The organism is Synechocystis sp. IPPAS B-1465, from assembly GCF_003015225.1.
Lineage (GTDB): Bacteria > Cyanobacteriota > Cyanobacteriia > Cyanobacteriales > Microcystaceae > Synechocystis.
The window spans coordinates 1591528-1610388 of the sequence record NZ_CP028094.1 but is presented as its reverse complement, the minus strand read 5'-3'; the positions used below and the strand labels follow the sequence as shown (position 1 = coordinate 1610388).

Sequence of the window (18861 nt, the reverse complement as noted above, 5' to 3'; positions counted from 1 at the left end):
GCCCAGGGAAAAAACAGATAAATTCAGATTGGTGCGGCCAAAACGACGGTATTGCAAAGGTCAGTTTTTATTGTTTTTATCAGAGTTGAGATCAAAATCTTTTCATCTACCAAGTAACATCACTGAGGTCGGCCCGTTGCAGGTTAGTGCCCACTAAGTTTGCCCCCCGTAAATTAGCTCCTTTCAGGTTGGCCCCGGTAAAATCCGCCTGGGTTAGATTCGCCCCCCGAAAATTGCCATAGCGTAAATCCGCCCCCCGAAAATTAGTCTTTCTTAAATTAGCCCAGCGCAAATCAACGGCGATCGCCGCCACCGCACTAAAATCTGCCTCCGGAGCATAGGCTTGGTGGAGATGGGCTCCCATTAATTGGGCTTGGCTGACCTTAGCTCGGTAAAGTCTTAAGCCGTGGGCTTCCACTTCGGTAAAAACAGCCTGACAAAAAAGGGCTTCGTTAGCATCACTTTCAGTTAGATCCGCCTCACTCAAATTGCAGCGATTGAGGGTGGCCCGACAGAGGTTAGCCCGACGCAAATTGCTTTTGTGCAGACTGGCAGCAATCAAATTGGCATCCGTCAAATCCGCCCCTTCCAGATTGGCAAAGCGTAAATCACAGCCGATCAAGGCGACCTGGCTGAGGTCCCCATGGGGAAACACTAACCCAGCCAAATTTTGATTGGTCAGTTCTAAGCCTTGGGGAACATGGCCATTGACCAAAAGACTAGCAACCCCACTGTTTAACCAGCCTGGGGCGTTGATGGGGGTAGGGGACAAACCATTGCTCATAATGTAATTCATCTTAACCCACTGGCGGTGGTAGTCCTTAGCCCAGGCCAGCCCAGCCATAGCCCGCAGCCATTAACATGCCGCTGAAGAAATGTAAATTAACAGCAATAAATTTACAGTTACTGACTTGCTCCGGCTGGTCATGATATTGCCCCACATGGCGAATTAATTGCACTGCCCAGGGCAGACTGGCAATTATCAGTAACGTTTGCCATGGAGCCTGATGACACAAAACGCCGATCGCCGTAATTAGATAAAGACTAACAACCGACAGGGTTAAAACCTGGGACCCCAACTTGGTGCCTAAACGAACAATGGGGGATTTTTTGCCGGCGGCCAGGTCATCTTCTACCTGGTGGAAGTGGGAGCAAAAAAGAATAATCGCCGTGCTGATGCCCACAAAAACGCTAGGCGTAAGCAAATTCCAGCTAAAACTTTGGCTCTGGGAATAATAGGCGGCGGCGATCGCCAGGGGGCCAAAGGTAATTAAACAAATCAATTCCCCCAATCCTAGGTAGCCGAGGCGAAAAGGGGGCCCTTGGTAGGTGTAGCCCAAAAATATGGCCACCCCAATTAACTCCAACACTGTCCAATCCTGGGCTCGCCAGCTCATGCTCATTAGCCCCAGCACACCAGCTAGCAAGAAAAAGTTACTAATTAAAAAAACTAGATTGCGATTGCCGGTCAAATTAACCACCGAATGGGCTTTACGCACATCAATGCCCGTGTCACTGTCAAACACATCATTGCTCAGGTTAATCCAAGCGATAATGGCGATCGCCGACAGCAAAAAGATGGTAAAAACATCACCATGCCACTGCCCAGTAAGGCCATAGGCCACCGCCGAACCAACGGTAATGGGCACCACTGCCACCGTGTACATGGGGGGCTTAATGGCCGCTAACCAAAGTTTGCGGGTTGCCGGGGCCGTCGATGGTGCTAGGGGCGAAGATTCGGTCATAACAGAGGGATGAAGCTAGTTCAAACTACCTGGGCTTCCGCTTCCAGTTGGTTTAAGGGTACGAAACATTCCCCTGGCAACAGCACTGGCTGACGATTGAACATCAGTTGACCCCGGTGGGTTTCTTTATGGATAGCAATGCCCAGAGGCTGCTTTTGGGATCGGGGGTGGAGCATGCGGTAACTGCGATAAATGCGTCGGGCCATCCGCAACATTTTGGGGTCTAGGGGCATGGGTACGCTCCTGTACTCCACATCAAAATCGCTCTCATCAGGAATAAAAACCATAACAAACTCCCCACTCAGGACGCATATGTGTTGTAGCCATTGACCGAAAAATGTCAGCCAGGTTAGCCATCATCATAAATAACAATAGGGTTTGACGTAAGGGCCACCCCAGAAGATTCTTAGTTATCCGACCAAGATCTAATTTGACCCGAACCGCCTGGCCGTGGGGAAATTAATAGGGCAGAGTTTGTCTAGTTTTTAGCCAAGGGCAATGGTCGTTACATTTCATCTAGGATGCTCAACAATTGCTCTCCCATTTGCCGACAGCCCACCAATTGTGTGCCAGGAGAAAGAATATCACCGGTGCGGTAACCCTGTTCTAAAACTTTTTTCACTGCATCCTCAAGGCGATCGGCCGCCTGGGGTTGATCCAAACCGTAGCGCAACATCATGGCGGCACTGAGCACCTGGGCTAGGGGGTTAGCTTTATCCTGGCCGGCAATATCCGGGGCGGAACCGTGGACGGGCTCAAATAACCCAGGGCCATCACTGCCCAAACTGGCGGAGGGTAACATGCCAATACTGCCGGTTAACATGGCGGCAATGTCGGAAAGAATATCACCAAATAAATTGCCCGTCACAATGGTGTCAAATTGTCTGGGACTCCGCACCAATTGCATGGCCGCATTATCCACATATAAATGGGACAGTTCCACATCGGGATAATCTACGGCGATCGCCATGACCCGATCCCGCCACAGTTGGGACACATCTAATACGTTAGCCTTATCCACTGAACAGAGTTGCCCGCGTCGTTTACGAGCCGTTTCAAAAGCAACCTTAGCAATGCGGTCAATTTCTCCCACGGTGTAAGCCATGGTATTGACCCCCCGTTTTTCCCCCGTTTCCGTCTCGAAAATACCCTTCGGTTTACCAAAATAAATGCCGCCGGTTAGTTCCCGCACCACCATAATATCCACCCCTTCCACCACTTCCCGTTTCAGGCTGGAAGCGTCAATCAATTGGGGGAAGATCGTCGCAGGACGTAAATTGGCAAATAGCCCCAACCCTTCCCGAATGGCAAGCAAACCAGTTTCCGGCCTTTGAGAACGGGGTAAATTGTCCCAGGCATAACCCCCGATCGCCGCTAAGAGTACCGCATCACTATCCTTTGCTTGGGCTAGGGTTGCCTCCGGTAGGGGTTGCCCTGTGGCATCAATGGCCGCTCCGCCAATTAAAGCCTCTTGAAAATTAAACGCAAAGCCAAACTGGTCGGCCACTTTGCCTAACACCGCCACCGCCACCGCCATAATTTCGGGGCCAATGCCATCACCGGGGAGCAGGGTTACGTTATAGGTCTGGGACATGGTAGTGGAAGAACTGAAAAAACTTTGATCAAATAAGTAAATTTAAACGGGCTTTGGGAATGGATTCCACAAGCTTCCCCAGTGTAGTGGATTGGGGACGCAGATTAGAAACTTCAGCCACTGGCGATCGCCTCCCACCTCCCAGCAAATACCCTTCCCCCAATAATTTAGGGAAAGGGTACATAAAGTGAAGAAAACGTCTAGATTAACTCCGATTTTGCCCAACTCTGGGGAGCAAAGAGAGTTTTTAAAGAGCTTTCTTGGAATTGATGGCAAAAACTAGGCCGCTGCTAAGTTAGCCGCCACAAAGTCCCAGTTGACCAACTTACCGAGGAAATCGGCAATGTAATCGGGACGACGGTTTTGATAGTCTAAATAGTAAGCATGCTCCCATACGTCCATGGTCAGCAAAGGAGTTTGACCGGCGGTCATGGGGTTTTCGGCGTTGCCGGTTTTGGTCACTTTCAAAGTGCCATTGTCTAACACCAACCAAGCCCAGCCGCTACCGAATTGGGTGGCTCCAGCTTGTTTGAAAGCTTCCACGAAAGCGTCAAAGCTACCAAAGTCAGCGTTGATTTTGTCCGCCAAGGCACCAGAGGGCTGGCCACCACCACCGGGCTTCATGCAATTCCAGTAGAAACTATGGTTCCAAGCTTGGGCGGCGTTGTTGAAAATACCGGCTTTGCTAGCATCGCCAGCAACGGCTTTAATTACGTCTTCAATGGATTGATTATCTAAATCAGTACCCGCCACTGCATTGTTGAAATTGTTAACGTAGGCGGCATGGTGTTTGTCGTGATGGAACTCCAGGGTGCTTTTGGAAATGCAGGGTTCCAGAGCGGTGTAGTCGTAAGGTAAGTTAGGTAGTGCGTAAGCCATTTAAATTTAAATTCTCTACTCAATAGGGGATTCCATGGCTCTCACTTTACCCTAAAGTTTCCTCGGTTAAAAGGTCGGTAATCCGGTGGAGAACCGCACAAAAGACAAAATATTGCCGGTGGCCATGGGCAAGAAAAAGAGCGACAAAGCCTTGGTAATCATCGCCGCCAACCAAGCCTGACAGTTTTTTAATCCCTTGTTAATCTCTCGGAGCTACTTAACAATTCAACGGGAAACATTGCTATCGCCCATTTCAAGCCCACCCGCTTAATAGGCTCGTTTTGACCTACTTTGATTTGGGTTAGTCTAGCTAGGACTTTAGGCAAACAGGATTACAACGACCTAATTCCCATTGTTGTCATTTGAAAGATCTACTCGGGAAGATTAAGACTGGTTTTGTCCTTGACGAGAAAGTTTTTGGCAGAGAAGAGAATGATCAACAGGGCAAAGTAGCCACAGAAAGCAACAGCAATCAAATTAGACATTTAGTTAATTTTTGTAACGGGAGATGTTGCTTCAAGCATAGGGGAAAATCTCTGGTTTTGGCTTTGGCATTGCTTATCGCACCAATAGTAGGGATTAATACTTGCTAAAAAGCTTGACCATAGATTAACTTCAATGCCTATGGTGGAGGTCGACATCGGCACACTCGAGGGTTCCACCCGGAAAATCATCTCAGCCTAGTTGGGGCAATGGATTAACGAGAGCTAGCTCCAGTCCTGTTGCTCCTCGGTACTCTGTTTGGCATGGGCCGCACCGCTGGCATAGAGGGCTCTAGTTTGGGCAAAGAGTTCTTCTTCAGTCAGATGCCATTGTTGAAGCACGGTGTCCAAATCTCGCTGTAAACTCCTGGCCCCGGGAAAATTTTTGTAACGGATTCTCAGCCTTGCCAAGGAGAGCAGGTGGGGAGTATCGGCGGGGGACTGCAAGAGGCGATCGACAATGGCCTGGTCTTTACTTGCTTGGGGATGGGTTTGCTCTCCGATCGCCATGGTTATGACTCCTGACAAATTTTCAAAAAGGGCAAAGGTTAAGTCTGGCTGGCCAAGTTATTGCCATTGGCTCTTATGAAGCAAGAAGAGGTTTGTCCTCATTTTCTTCTTTACTGGCCTCCAAACGGGCCTGGGCGCTGGCCCACTGACTAGCAACAATGGCCACTAGCAACCACCACAAAGTGCTCACCGGGGGACGGTACCAGACTGTATCTACCATGCCGTGGACCAACAAACCGATGATCGCCGCTAAAGCCCCCATAATCCAGATGCCTTCCGGGGCGAGGGTTTGGCGACAGCGTTTAACCAGTTCTACGCCTTTGCCTAGGGTAACGGCCAACAGCCAGAGCATACAGGTAAAACCAACTACACCCGTTTCCACCAAAATTTCTAGGTAAATGGAATAGGCACTCAGGGCGGTGAAGCGGGGCCGCATATAGTAAGGATAAATTTGGTTAAAGGCTTCGTTACCTGGGCCAATGCCAATGATAGGGCGGGCTCGGATCATGGCTTTTACCCCTTCCCAAACATTGATGCGGAAATTATTACTGCTGTCTTCCCGCCCAGCAAAAATGCTCATGGCCCTGAGTCGAATCGGTTCCACCGCAATCAACGCTCCCCCACCTAATATAACCGCCACGGCGATCGCCAGGGGCAAAGACCACCGTTGCCAAAATTTGGGTAATTGGGGTAACCACCAGAAGTAACAAAGGGCCAGGAAGGTAGCTCCCAGGGCCAGCACTGCTAGCCAACCGCCCCGGCTCTGGGTAAAAAAGAGACAGAGTAGGTTAACAATCACCATGGTTGCTCCCAGCAGTTTGGGCCACCACCGTCGCCATACCACCAGGGCACTCAAGCTCAAACCCGTCATGGGCACCAGGTAAGCCGCCAAGAGATTGGGATTACCTAAAAAGCTATATACCCTAGTGGCCTGGGCCAAGGTAGAGGTGGGGTCATTCCAAGTGGCTAACTGTTCTACCCCGTCCACCTGTTGTCGCAGACCGTAACTCCCCACCAATAGCCCTACCAGTAAAACAACGGTTACTAACCGGTTCAACCATTGTTTGTTTTGCAATAACCTCGCCGCCAGTAGAAACAGACATAAATTAGCTGTTAATTTCGCTAACCCCGACGCCGCCGCCATTTTTACCGGAGAAAATCCCACGGCGATCGCCGAAATGCACCAGTAGGCAAAAACTAAAACATGGATGGGAGTCAAACCCTTCCCTGGTTGATCAGCAAAGGTCAGCAGAGCCCAAAAGGCTCCACAGAGCAGCATAAAAATGCCCAACATGGTGGTGGAGGTGAAGGGAGCCGCAATAAAAATTATTGCCACTAGAGCCGTACCCAATGCCTCGAAGTGGGGCCAGAGCACACTAGCCTGTATCCAACTCTGTCCCCAGCCCACCAAACGATGGAGCACACTGCCCCGGCCCCATTCCTGGGGGGAAAAACCGCCAAACATCAGCGATCGCCAGATAGAGATGGGAGACACCATTAAATACTTTGCCCGTGAATTCTGAACAACTTTCTCACCAATTAGCCTAAGCCATGGGGCATATTCTCGGTAGGGATACAGCCAAAATTAGATCCCGCGGCTCTGACAAAAGTTTAGTGTCAAACAATTTCACAGCGTATCTCGGTACTCTTCCAATAGGGCGATAATATCCGCTAACTGTCTTCGGTGGAGTTGGCTGGGGTCCAGTTGGAATCTGGCGATCGTAGTACGATATCGAGTTTCGATTCTAGTTCGGCGAGTTTCTCGTTCTGCCGCCTCAGCTCTTTCATCCTTTGCTCGTGCCGCGTCTGCTTTTCGTTCTCTAGCTTCCTCATTTCTTCGTTGTATTTCTTCATTTCTGCGTTGTAGTTCCTCAAGTCGGACAAACCCCCGTAGGATTTAATCCAAGACCACAAACGTGAAAGTAAACCCGGCGAAGCTGAGGCCGGCCCATTGGGGGATGGAGAGTTCGTAGTTTTTGAAGTAGATGGTTTCATATTTGAGGGCTACTCCGATGGCAAACACCAAGATGGTGGTAATGATGGCGATAAATGCCTGGAAGTCTGGCATGGTCTGTTCCCTAAGACTGTCCCATTCTAGCAATGCCCGGGGATCGCACTTCCCCCAGCAAGGGTTCAGGTTGGCAAAGGCCGCTTAACAAGGGAAAATGTAGGGAACTATCCCCCCCTTTGTAATCGGCCCTGTGACTAAAATTCGCACTGTTTCTGACGCCAAACGAAAATTTTTTACCCACTACAGCCGTCCCATTAGTTCCATCTACCGGCGTTTTGTCGAAGAACTCTTGGTGGAAATGCATTTGCTCAGTGTGAACATTGATTTTACCTACGATCCGATTTTTGCCCTAGGCATTGTCACCTCCTTTAATAGTTTCATGCAGGGCTATCAACCCGCCGAACAATTACCGGCCATTTTCAACGCCCTCTGCCATGGGGTGGATCAAAACCCCGACCAAGTGCGCCAAGATGCCAAGAATGTGGCCGCCAGTGCCCATCACATTGGTCTGGATGCCTGGGTAACCGCCGCCGCCAGCGAACAAGCATCTGGGGATAATCTTCTGCTCAACACCCTCACGGGGATCCACCAACGCCACAAATTCAAATACAGTCGTTTATTTGCCATCGGGCTTTACACTCTGTTAGCTGACCAGGACCCAGAGGTGAAGGACAATGACGAAAAACGTCAAGATTATCTCACCAGGCTGTCGGAACTATTAGACTTGTCCCTCGATAAAGTGGTCAAGGATTTAGACCTGTACCGCAGTAATCTGGAAAAAGTTGACCAACTGCTTAAGGTGTTGGAAGATGCCGCCGAAGCAGAACGGAAGAAAAAGGAAAAACAAGCCGCTTCTACCACTCCGGCGATCGAGGAAGCTCCCGTAACCACAGCGGAGAGTTCCGAAAGCTAGTTCAATCCATGCCCCACTATGAGGCCCCATTGTGGAACTGAAACAGGTGATCATTGCCCATAAAGCCGGGCACAATGAAAGCAAAACCTATGCCGAACGGTGTGCCAGGGAACTGGAAGCTAGGGGTTGTAAGGTGCTGATGGGCCCCAGTGGCATTAAAGACAATCCCTATCCAGTGTTTTTGGCTTCCGCCACAGAAAAAATAGATTTGGCTTTGGTTTTAGGGGGAGATGGCACTACCCTAGCGGCGGCCAGGCATTTATCCCCCGAAGGCATTCCCATTTTGTCTGTTAACGTGGGCGGGCATCTAGGATTTTTGACGGAACCATTCGATGTGTTCCAGGATACTCAAAAGGTGTGGGACCGTCTCAACCAAGACCGCTATGCTGTTTCCCAACGCATGATGCTAGCGGCCAGTTTATTTGAAGGCGATCGCCGGGATCCCCAGATGGTGGGGGAAACCTACTACTGTCTGAACGAAATGTGCATCAAACCGGCCAGTATTGACCGGATGCCCACGGCCATCATCGAAGTGGAAGTGGATGGGGAGTTAATTGATCAGTATCAGTGCGACGGTCTTTTGGTCGCCACCCCTACGGGTTCTACTTGCTATACATCCTCTGCCAATGGCCCCATCTTGCACCCTGGCATGGACGCCATTGTCATTACTCCCATTTGTCCCCTGAGCTTATCCAGCCGCCCCATTGTCATTCCCCCTGGCTCTTCGGTAAACATTTGGCCCCTGGGGGATTTTGAGTTAAATACTAAACTTTGGACCGACGGTTCTCTGGCTACAGGCGTTTGGCCTGGGCAACGAGTGGGGGTGTGGATGGCCCATCGAGCAGCCCAATTTATCCTCCTACGGGAAAGCTATTCCTTTTACAAAACTCTACGGGATAAGCTGCAGTGGGCCGGGGCGAGGTTTTTGTACGATGGTAACAACAAGGTCAATTGAGTTATTTTGTCGTCAAACCTAAGATTTCGTGCGGGCAAGGATTAAAGCTAAACAAGGACAGGTTTTTAGACCCATTTTTCTGAAAATTTACTCTGTTTTTAGTCGGGATCAATTCTATCTAGGTTTTCCCGGTAAGTTTGGGCTGTACTGAAAATATGGTGACTTTCTAAGCATTTGAAATAGGGCCATGGCCCCCTGAAGAAACAAAAAGCAACCGCCCAAGAATAGTTTTGCCTGGAATGCGGTTGCCGGAATAGAAACAAGCCTAGTTATTGTTGATTTAACAGCCCTCAGGGCCACAGAAAGTATGCCCATAAAGTACTTCTGCGCTACAAATGTAGATGATGCCAGCGTAATCATTAAAATACTTGACGGCAACTCGATCAGCAATTTCTTCAGCCATTTCCCGGGTTTCAGTCAATATTTCAAACTTAATATTGGCCTCGATGTCGGAAGTGTTAGGTTGACCCGACGAGCGCACGTTACGGCTACCCTTGCCACCGGTATTCATTACCGTGTATCCTTTGGCACCGGATTCGTCGATGATTTTGGCAATTTTTTTGAGCAGAATCTTTTCTGTGACGATGACGAGCTTGTTCGCTGGTTTAGCCATTTTGTTTATCTCCTAGAAGTATGTAAGTTAATCTTTTTGGTCTGTTAGGTCAAGGGATTATTGACAGACCATAAACTATTGGGGATTAACCTGCACCAAGGGTCTGGGCAAGCCCAATGAAAAGCGGTATGCACACGCCGATGGCAATGGGAGTACCGATGGCGGTGGATGAACCGATATAGGCAGAGGGGTTGGCAGATGGGATACCTGCTCGCAAGGTAGGAGGCCCGGAGATATCAGAGCTAGAAGCGGCGATAACTGCTAAAACTACCACACCACCCAGACTGAAACCCGTAGCATAGTGGGCAATCATACCAAGACCAAAGGCAATAAACCCGTGCACTATGGGAGCTATTAGGCTATAGACCACATACCATTGAGCTACTTTACGTAGTTCACCAATTCTGGACCAAGCTTCCATGCCCATAATCAGCATCAAGATGGAAAGTAGTCCTCGAAAAAGAGGATCATAAAAACCTTCATAGACACTTTCCGGCTTGGTAAATATGCCCAGGGCAAGACCTAACAACATGGCTGATAGGGCAGGGCCTTGTAAACTTTCTTCGATAATTGGCCAGATTTTGACCCGATTATCTTCCGGTTCTTGCTGGCTTAAATACTCTTGGCGGGTACGAGGATAATCCGTTTGGTCGCCATAATCCCCGGCGGCAACGGGTTGCTTGCTGAACGATTCCTCAATACTAGCAGCAGCAGACTTACGTTTTCTCTTATTGAGATAAATATTAGCTACGACGATCGCCGTTACCAGGGCAGGAATATCCATAAAGGGATACAGAGCACCAGCCCAGGCTTCGTAGGAAATTTTTGATTCTTCCAACGTAGTGAGGGCGGCAGCCATTGTAGAGCCACTGACTGCCCCAAACAAGCCGCCGGTGGCCAGGGCATCCACGGTTCTGACGTTAGGCAGTTTAGCCAGGGTAAAACGGGCGATGAAGACAATAAGAATTCCCAATATCACAGAGAATGCCACGGGTAGGAGCATTTCCGTCAAGTTGGAGTTCCGAATTGCCATGCCCCCGGTTAGGCCAATCTTAGTGAGCAACATAAAGACGATGATCGTAGAAATCGCCTCTGGAATTACCAATTGGGTGCCAAGGGCGGCAATAACCATCCCCCCAATCAGAAAGGCTAGGGTTGGGGACTGCAATTGTCCCACGAAGTCCGTCAAGAAATTGGACAAAAAATCCATAATGTAAATTGTCTCCTTGGTTGAAATTTATGGGGATTGGGGTAGTAAAGCTTGGCCCTGAATCTTCGGCAGTTTGCTTGATCTTTCCAGGGGCAATGAACCCCATTGGCTTCGCTCTGTATAGACTCTTGTCTATGCAGGTTTGAATGCCTATGTCTTGAAATCTATAAGCTAAAGTCTATATGTAAATCCGACCAATTTTGCAGTTGTCCCCCTGGATCTGCTAAGTAATTTTAAATTTGAATGATAAGTTTTACTATTATTTGGCGATCGCCAGCTTTTTGGGGACTAGATGGTGACCCCGGATTTTGCTCAATGGCCCCCTGTAAGTTGATCAATGGGACAATTTTTCTGATTTTTAAATTGTTGTGACTAGTCGACCTGGAAGGGAGGCGAGACCTTGACTGGGGAGGATTCTAGCGGAGGACTATGGCGAGCAACATTGACCCAAACCACCGACAGTAGTAAGCCGACACCACAACCCAGGAAAAAGAGCCAAGCGTGGGAAGGTTCTAGAACAAATAAAAGACGGCGACTTTTATCATACACATGAATTATCCAACCAGCATTGTTATTTGTCTTTGGTTCCGATTGTCTTGATTCAAACTTGTTCATGGATTTCACTCTATGGTGATTATGAGCATTGCCCCAAAGTCGGTGAAATTTACCAGAGGAAAAATTGCCAAAAACGCCTCTGGAAAAAGCACACGATGGTTTCAGCTGGGAACAACTAATCTATTCTGAGTTTAAATTGCCCCGATTCAATAGATAGAAATAAGACTATTTTTTTAGAAAAAACTATATCTCTAAGTTTATGCAATATTTGGTTCCTAAGCAGTATCTTTGCCACAAAACTATCTCAAATTTGTCGAACCTTTTAATAAGTTAAATTTATAGCCTCAACTTATAGCCTCAACAACGTCCCCTGGGTTAGGCAGGAAATAAATTGGTTGAGGAGGCCATAGCCTTCCTCCCCGCTTCAGAACAGTGCCCATGGCAAATTGTTAAACTTCTTTTTCTGGCGGGAATCATTCTACCTCTAGTTTCTGGTCAACCATTGGAGGTTTAATGGGTAAGGAAAGGTAATTTTGCCTTCTTGCCCAGTTCTTCCCTTTCTCCCATGTTGAAAAAGTCCCTATCCACTGCTGTAGTCCTGGTAACTTTACTGCTGAGCTTTACCCTCACCGCCTGTGGAGGAGTGGGCATTGCCAGTCTGCAACGCTACAGTGACACCAAAGATGGTTATGAGTTTCTTTATCCCAATGGTTGGATTGGGGTGGACGTTAAGGGGGCTTCCCCTGGGGTGGATGTGGTGTTCCGGGACCTGATTGAGCGGGATGAAAATTTGAGCGTGATTATTAGTGAAATCCCCAGCGATAAAACCTTGACGGATTTGGGCACAGCCACCGATGTGGGTTACCGCTTTATGAAAACCGTCAACGATGCTTCCCAAGGCGATCGCCAGGCGGAATTAATTAATGCGGAGGCAAGGGATGAGGACGGTCAGGTTTATTACACTCTGGAGTACCGGGTGTTGGTGGGGGACAATGTGGAGCGCCACGATTTGGCCAGTGTGACCACTAACCGGGGTAAGTTAATTACGTTTGATTTATCCACGGCAGAAGACCGCTGGGACACAGTGAAAAGTCTGTTTGACACAGTGGCCAGCTCCTTCCACGTTTACTAATCCATTGCCTAGTAACTACTAACTACTTTAGACTGTTGATTATTTACCACCGCACTATGCTAGCAGCCCAGGTTAAGCCGGCCCCAAAGCCGGCCAGGGCGATTAGGTCTCCCTCTTTAATTTTCCCTTCCCGCACCGCTTGATCCAAAGCCAGGGGAATGGAAGCTGCCGAAGTGTTGCCGTATTCCCCTACATTACTGATGATTTTCTCGGATGGAATACCCAGGCGATCGCCCACCGCATCCATAATGCGTTGATTGGCTTGGTGAAGAATTACCCAGTCCAAGTCGGAGGTGGTCAACTGGGCTTTAAACAGTACTTTTTCGATGATTTCGGGCACCTTAGCCACGGCAAAACGGTACACTTCCCGGCCGTTCATGGTGATGGCTTGATAGGTGCCCTGGGCAACGGTTTTTTCTGCTGTTAAAGGTTGAGGGTTTGCTTGATAGGACAAATTAAGACAGCCATTGCCAGTGCCATCGGTGTACATTTCAAAGGCGAGCAAATTGTCCTGGGCTTGGCGTTGTAGCACCACGGCTCCGGCTCCATCACCGAATAACACACAGGTGGTGCGGTCCGACCAGTCCACCCAACGGGAAAGTACATCCCCTCCCACTATTAAAACCCTTTGGTAAACCCCGGTGCGTAAAAATTGGGCTGCTACGTTCAACCCCACCACAAAACCAGAACAGGCCGCCGTTATGTCAAAGGCAAAGGCTCTGGTGGCCCCCAATCCCCCTTGAATTTGGGCTGCAGTGCCAAATAAATCATCGGGGGTGGAGGTGGCCAGAATAATTAAATCCAGGTCTTCCGGTTGTAGTCCCGCCATGGCCAGGGCTTTTTGGCCGGCCTTTACCCCCAAACTGGCCAAATTTTCCTGGGCCGAACAAATGTAGCGTTGGCGCATCCCCGTGCGGGACTGGATCCACTCGTCGGAGGTCTCGACAATGTTGCTCAGGTCTTGATTTGTTAAACTCTGGTCGGCGATCGCCGTGCCACTGCCAATAATTTTGAGGCCACTGCCAAGGGTATTCAAAAGTCCTGACTCCCGCTGATGTCATGGTGAGCGATTACAGGCTTAAAGCATAGGACAAAGCTGGCCCCTGAGTCACTATGGCCGGGGGGAGTTTCTAGATATTCTGTAATTCCTCTGTTTTTTGTCGTTCCATTAATAGGGAAGTGGAACTGTTAATGCGCACAGAAACCTGATTATCGATCGCCTCCTTAGCTAGGCGAATGGCGTTAAAAATGGAGCCACTGCGGGAACTACCATGGCTAATTACACAAACCCCATCGACCCCGAATAGTAAGGCTCCTCCATGTTCGGCATGGTCCACCCGTTGCTTAATGCGTTTGAGGTTGGGGGCTAAAATAATGGCCCCCAATTTGCCCCGCCAGCCCCTGGGTAGTTCTTCTTTAACAATGCTCAGTAAAATTTCCCCCACCGCTTCGGCAAATTTAAGCACAATATTGCCGACAAAACCATCACAAACAATCACATCAAAATTACCGGAAAGTACGTCCCTTCCTTCGGCGTTGCCCACAAAGGGAATTTCCGGATTACTCTGCAACAATTCATGGGTTTGCAGGGCGAGGGTGTTACCTTTATTAGACTCTTCACCAATGTTCAGCAGACCAACCTTGGGGCTATCAACCCCCAACACATATTGGCTGTACACCGTTCCCATGAGGGCAAACTGTTCCAGGTATTTAGGCTTGCAATCCACATTGGCCCCCACGTCTAGCACAATTACCGATTTGCCGGGAACCATTGTGGGAAATAAGGTGCCGATCGCCGGCCGGTCAATGCCTTTTAAACGGCCCAGCCGCAGTAGGGCCGCCGCCATGGCCGCTCCCGAATGGCCAGCGGACACCACCGCATCGGCTTGTTTTTCTTTGACCAAATTCATCGCCACATTAATGGACGCCTTGGGCTTACGGCGCACCACCACCGCATCTTCTTCCATTTCCACCACCCCTTCCGCATCGACAATGGTAAGGTTAATGCCCTGATGGGGATGGCGGTTTAAACAATCCTCAATGGCCTGGCGATCGCCGACAAGGAAAATATCTACATCTAATTCCTGACTCGCCCGGATAGCACCGATAACAATCTCTTCGGGGGCATAGTCACCGCCCATTGCGTCTAAAGCAATTTTCGCCCGCGTTACAGCCATTGATCAAAACCCATTGAATCTCAAAAATTGTAGCAGACCGCCCGGTTAAGCAGAACTTTTCCCCATCCATCTAACTAACTTGATCCATAACCTAGGCTTGTTTTTCCCTGAGGGGCCTACTGACAAAATGGGCTACCTTGATATCGTTGTTATTCAACAGAATAGGGAAGCCGGATTAGCCTACCAGCAAATTTTCCTCTGGATATTTAATCAAACTTGGCTTAGGATCCCCCACGATCGCCGCCATCAAAATGGTAATGCCCACCCGACCAATGAACATGGTGACAATTAAGACCAGTTGGGAAAGGGGTTTTAGCTCTGGGGTAGTGCCCAAGGAAAGCCCTACTGTGGCAAAGGCAGACACCGCTTCAAATGCCAAGGACACCGCTTCCTGCTCCGACTCCAGGAAAATCAACAAACTTATGCTGGAAATCACCGTCACCATCGAACCAAACACCACGGCGATCGCCTTGAGAATTAACTGGGGTGGAATACAGCGGTCATCAATAATTACCCTTTCCTGGCCCCGCAGAGCTGACCGGGTGCAGTTGGCCAAAATGGCAAAGGTGGTGGTTTTGATTCCGCCGCCGGTGCCACTGGGACTAGCCCCAATGAACATCAACAACATCACCAGCACCAAACTAGTAGAACTCAGCTCATTCAAATCAATGGTGTTAAAGCCCGCTGTCCGGGTAGTCACCGACTGGAACCAGGCGACCAGTAAACGATCCTGGAAAGAAAACTGAGCAAAAGCTCGATTGCCCTGGGCCTCTAAAATCAGAATGCCGAAAAAGCCTAACAACAGCAGGAAAATAGTCACCCGCACCACCACCCGTAGGTTAAGGGAAAAGGCAAAGGGTCGTTGGGATTTTTTTACCTTTCGCACTAACCAGAAATAGGACTCGATAATTACCTGGTAGCCAATGCCACCAAAAATAATTAGGGCTGAAACGGTCAAATTAAGGGGCACGGAGGTTTGATAGCCGATTAAGTTATCGGCAAAAAGACTAAAACCAGCATTATTAAAAGCACTGACGCTGTGGAAAACGGCATACCAAAGGGCCCGGGGGGGAGGATAGTCCTGAAGGAAAACAAAAAAAAGAACTATAGTACCAGTAACTTCAAAAATTAGCGTGGTGGCAATGACTGATTTGATTAAATTATTGCTGCCCTGGGCAAAACGATGGTCAAAGGATTCTTGGATGGCAAACCGTTGCTGGAGGTCAAATTTGCGCCCAATCAGGATCATCAAAAAAGTGGTCAGGGTCATGTAGCCCAACCCCCCCAACTGGGCCAGCAACATGACAGTCAATTCTCCCCAAAAGGAAAAGTACTTGTTCACATCCACCACACTGAGCCCCGTCACACAAACAGCGGAAGTGGCAGTAAACAAAGCCACCAAGGGATTACCCCACTCCCCAGTACTGGTGGCAAGGGGCATCAGCAACAGTAATGTTCCCCCGGCGATCGCCGCAATGAAACCAAGGCAAATGGTACGGGAAATAGTCATTCCAGCAGATAAAAATAGGAACTTAGGTTCGTAGAATGGGCTTGGTGGGGCACCAAAGTTTTATAGAGGGATTCCAATTGCACCATATTGGCCGCAAAGGTGTAGCGCTCCAACACCCTTTCCCTCGCTTTGCGTCCCAACAAATCCGTAATCTCTGGATGGTCCCGTAGTAGCGGCAAAAGAATTTTGAGTTGGGCAGTCACCCCCTGGGTTTTGAGCACAATGCCCGCCCCATTTTCCAGCACTTCCCCATCCGCTCCAGCGTCGGTGGCCACACAGGCTGTGCCACAGGCCATGGCTTCCAATAAAGATAGGGATAAACCCTCCACCAAGGAAGGCAAAATAAAGGCATCGGCAGCCCGCAACAGTTGAATCCTGGTCAATTCATCGGCCACGAAGCCCAACCAATGGACTCCCATTTCCGGGCCGTAGTGGGTTTGCAGAGTCGATTTTAAAATGCCGTCCCCCACCATCAGCAGTTTGCAATGGGGGCCCATGTCGGAAAATTTCCAACCTTTGAGCAGAGCTTCCACGTTCTTTTCCGGGGCAATGCGTCCCAGATAAATGAATAACCGTTCGGCCTGGTACTCTTTTTTCAGGTCATTTTGCCCTGGACAATAGCGCTCCACCGCAACCCCATTGGGAATGATGGCCAGGCGTTGCCGGGGCACCCCCAACTTGAGTAAAAGGTTCCGCTGTAGTCGGGAAAAGATGATTACCTTATCGTACTGGGCCAAGGAGGGGGCATAGAGTTGGTAGGTCAAAAACTGGGTACTGGAGGAAAAATTGCGTAGCTTACTGTCAAAGGGGGGATGGAAGGTGGCAATTAAAGGTAAGCCCAATTCTTCACAAATTTCCGGCAAACGAAAATCCAGGGGAGAAAGGGTTAAGGAGGCGTGCACCAAATCCGGCTTTAACTTGGCCAGGGCATCGGTTAAAACCCGGCTGGAGCGGGGGGTAGGGATGGTATAAACGGTTGATTTAAATAGAAACGGTAAGGCCACTTCCGCGCAACCATTTTCCGCCAGGGGTTCTCCCTCCTCCTCCTGGGCAAAATGCAAAAAGCTGACCTGATGGCCCCGGTCTAGTAATGCATTGGTTACTTCCCGACCGTAGGTTACATTGCCGCAAAAGGGCGTTTTTTTTCCTAACCAAGCAATATGCATGCAGATAACCAGACCGTGAACGAAACCGTGCCAATCAGGGCATTGTAAACTTTGGCATTCTCAAAATTTCTTCGCCAATCATAGGGGATCTTTGGGCTTCTGGCGATGGCATTACTCCCTAGGCGCTGATTAAACTGCCCATGGCCCGACCCATATTGGCCGGGTGGAGGGCATCGAGGGCCGCGGTGGGTTCATAGCCACAGTGGACCATGCAATCCTGGCATTGGGGATTGTTGCTTTTGGGACCGTAATTTTCCCATCTTGTTTCTTCCAGTAGTTCTTGGAAACTTTGGTAATAACCTTCGTTGAGTAGGTAGCAGGGTTTTTGCCAACCGAGCACGCTGTAGCTAGGGCTACCCCAGGGGGTGCAATCGTAATCCTTTTCCCCCATGAGAAAGTCTAAAAAGAGGGGATTGTGGTTAAAATTCCAGGCTTTTTTACCTTTATTCCAGGGAGCTAGTAGTTCTCGGAACAGGGCTTTGGTCTGATCCCGTTTGAGGAAATGGTCTTGATCCGGTGCCCACTCGTAGCTATAGCCTGGGGAGATCATCATGCCGTCAATGCCCAGGGTTTGCAGATAGTCAAAAAATGCCTGCATTTTTGCCACGTTGGCCCCTTCAAACACGGTGGTGTTGGTGGTAACCCGGAATCCTTTGGCCTTAGCTGCTTTAATGGCTGCAACAGCTTTATCAAATACCCCTTGGCGATCGACACATTTATCGTGGTGTTCCCTGGGGCCATCGAGATGGACGCTGAAAGTCAGATAAGGGGAAGGCTGGAATTTGTCGAGGCTTTTTTCCAACAAAATTGCGTTGGTGCAAAGATAAATGAATTTCCGGCGGGCCACCAAGCCCCGGACAATTTCATCAATTTGAGGATGGAGCAGAGGTTCACCACCGGGAATGGATACCACCGGGGCACCGCATTCCTCCACTGCCCGAAAGCAATCTTCTGGGGAGAGATTTTGCTTGAGAATTTCCGTGGGATGTTGAATTTTTCCACAGCCTTGGCAGGCCAGGTTACAGCGGAATAGGGGTTCTAGCATCAGCACTAGGGGGAACCGCTTTTTGCCCTGGAGCCGCTGACCAACAATGTAGCTGCCTACTACTAGGGCTTGCTTAAGGGATACAGCCATGATTTTTTCACACCACCTAAATTTCTGATTATTACCGAAAAGTATGACACGGGAAAACCCTGCCATTCAGGGCCGGGATGGGCCAACGGAGTTTAATCCTGATTCTAATGACAAAGTACAGGCACAGCCACGGCAACACAGAGCAAAACCCCTTGCCGACAACGGTGGAATTACTCTTTAGAGGGGGAAATTATCCGTAGTCCCTAGGTAGATTAAGCTTTCTAAGGATTTAAGGATTTGCGGCCATAACTCTACTTTACGATTTAACAAACAT

19 protein-coding genes are annotated in these 18861 nt (G+C 49.3%); 3 read left to right on the top strand and 16 right to left on the bottom strand.

The features are described from left to right. Positions 1-106: 106 nt before the first annotated feature. The 8 genes from C7I86_RS07550 to C7I86_RS18935 all read right to left on the bottom strand — a co-directional run bounded on the left by C7I86_RS07550 (position 107) and on the right by C7I86_RS18935 (position 7278). Positions 107-796 (bottom strand): pentapeptide repeat-containing protein, encoded by a 690-nt coding sequence (locus tag C7I86_RS07550; RefSeq protein ID WP_020861758.1) that lies wholly within the window; start codon positions 794-796, stop codon positions 107-109. Between the two features lie 25 nt (positions 797-821). Then, positions 822-1745, bottom strand: coding sequence for a 2-carboxy-1,4-naphthoquinone phytyltransferase (menA, locus tag C7I86_RS07545; protein WP_010872655.1), 924 nt, complete (start codon positions 1743-1745; stop codon positions 822-824). Between the two features lie 20 nt (positions 1746-1765). Next, positions 1766-2032 carry a hypothetical protein gene (locus C7I86_RS07540; RefSeq protein ID WP_010872654.1) on the bottom strand — a complete coding sequence of 89 codons (267 nt, stop codon included), beginning with the start codon at positions 2030-2032 and terminating at the stop codon, positions 1766-1768. A 218-nt stretch (positions 2033-2250) separates the two neighbouring features. Continuing rightward, positions 2251-3339 (bottom strand): 3-isopropylmalate dehydrogenase, encoded by a 1089-nt coding sequence (gene leuB / locus C7I86_RS07535; RefSeq protein ID WP_010872653.1) that lies wholly within the window; start codon positions 3337-3339, stop codon positions 2251-2253. Positions 3340-3618: 279 nt separating this feature from the next. After that, entirely contained in the window at positions 3619-4218 is a 600-nt protein-coding gene (locus C7I86_RS07530; RefSeq protein ID WP_010872652.1) for a superoxide dismutase, read from the bottom strand. Positions 4219-4925: 707 nt separating this feature from the next. Continuing rightward, complete coding sequence (locus C7I86_RS07525) at positions 4926-5210, bottom strand: DUF3288 family protein (protein ID WP_010872651.1); 285 nt, start codon at positions 5208-5210, stop codon at positions 4926-4928. 73 nt (positions 5211-5283) lie between these two features. Beyond that, positions 5284-6708, bottom strand: a complete 1425-nt coding sequence (locus C7I86_RS07520; protein WP_010872650.1) for an IctB family putative bicarbonate transporter — start codon at positions 6706-6708, stop codon at positions 5284-5286. A gap of 399 nt (positions 6709-7107) precedes the next feature. Next, on the bottom strand, positions 7108-7278 hold the full coding sequence (locus tag C7I86_RS18935; protein ID WP_010872649.1) for a hypothetical protein: 171 nt from the start codon (positions 7276-7278) through the stop codon (positions 7108-7110). 133 nt (positions 7279-7411) lie between these two features. On the opposite strand from C7I86_RS18935, the gene psb29 reads away from it, so the two are divergent. Both psb29 and C7I86_RS07505 read left to right on the top strand, forming a co-directional pair. Continuing rightward, positions 7412-8134 carry a photosystem II biogenesis protein Psp29 gene (gene psb29 / locus C7I86_RS07510; RefSeq protein WP_010872648.1) on the top strand — a complete coding sequence of 241 codons (723 nt, stop codon included), beginning with the start codon at positions 7412-7414 and terminating at the stop codon, positions 8132-8134. Positions 8135-8165: 31 nt separating this feature from the next. Next, on the top strand, positions 8166-9089 hold the full coding sequence (locus C7I86_RS07505) for an NAD(+) kinase (RefSeq protein ID WP_010872647.1): 924 nt from the start codon (positions 8166-8168) through the stop codon (positions 9087-9089). 280 nt (positions 9090-9369) lie between these two features. Here the strand turns inward: C7I86_RS07505 and C7I86_RS07500 are convergent, their stop codons facing one another. The 3 genes from C7I86_RS07500 to C7I86_RS07490 form a co-directional block, all read right to left on the bottom strand. Further along, a complete protein-coding gene (locus C7I86_RS07500; RefSeq protein WP_010872646.1) occupies positions 9370-9702 on the bottom strand; it encodes a hypothetical protein in 333 nt (110 codons plus the stop codon). Positions 9703-9787: 85 nt separating this feature from the next. Next, positions 9788-10912: a sodium-dependent bicarbonate transport family permease gene (locus C7I86_RS07495; RefSeq protein WP_010872645.1), complete on the bottom strand. Its 1125-nt coding sequence runs from the start codon at positions 10910-10912 to the stop codon at positions 9788-9790. A gap of 372 nt (positions 10913-11284) precedes the next feature. Further along, positions 11285-11527 (bottom strand): hypothetical protein, encoded by a 243-nt coding sequence (locus tag C7I86_RS07490; RefSeq protein WP_071822649.1) that lies wholly within the window; start codon positions 11525-11527, stop codon positions 11285-11287. Positions 11528-12032: 505 nt separating this feature from the next. Here C7I86_RS07490 and psbP point away from each other — a divergent pair. Next, entirely contained in the window at positions 12033-12599 is a 567-nt protein-coding gene (psbP, locus tag C7I86_RS07485; protein ID WP_010872644.1) for a photosystem II reaction center PsbP, read from the top strand. A 43-nt stretch (positions 12600-12642) separates the two neighbouring features. On the opposite strand, the gene C7I86_RS07480 is transcribed toward psbP, so the two are convergent. From C7I86_RS07480 to hpnH, 5 genes are all read right to left on the bottom strand, one after another. Continuing rightward, complete coding sequence (locus tag C7I86_RS07480) at positions 12643-13635, bottom strand: beta-ketoacyl-ACP synthase III (protein ID WP_010872643.1); 993 nt, start codon at positions 13633-13635, stop codon at positions 12643-12645. Positions 13636-13729: 94 nt separating this feature from the next. Further along, entirely contained in the window at positions 13730-14776 is a 1047-nt protein-coding gene (gene plsX / locus C7I86_RS07475) for a phosphate acyltransferase PlsX (RefSeq protein WP_010872642.1), read from the bottom strand. Positions 14777-14951: 175 nt separating this feature from the next. Then, positions 14952-16286, bottom strand: a complete 1335-nt coding sequence (locus C7I86_RS07470) for a TrkH family potassium uptake protein (RefSeq protein WP_010872641.1) — start codon at positions 16284-16286, stop codon at positions 14952-14954. Next, positions 16283-17452 carry a glycosyltransferase family 4 protein gene (locus C7I86_RS07465; RefSeq protein WP_010872640.1) on the bottom strand — a complete coding sequence of 390 codons (1170 nt, stop codon included), beginning with the start codon at positions 17450-17452 and terminating at the stop codon, positions 16283-16285. The genes C7I86_RS07470 and C7I86_RS07465 overlap by 4 nt, the downstream gene beginning before the upstream one ends. Positions 17453-17570: 118 nt before the next feature. Further along, the gene (gene hpnH, locus C7I86_RS07460; protein WP_010872639.1) at positions 17571-18653 is read right to left on the bottom strand and encodes an adenosyl-hopene transferase HpnH; all 1083 of its coding nucleotides are present in this window, start codon (positions 18651-18653) and stop codon (positions 17571-17573) included. Positions 18654-18861 lie beyond the last annotated feature (208 nt).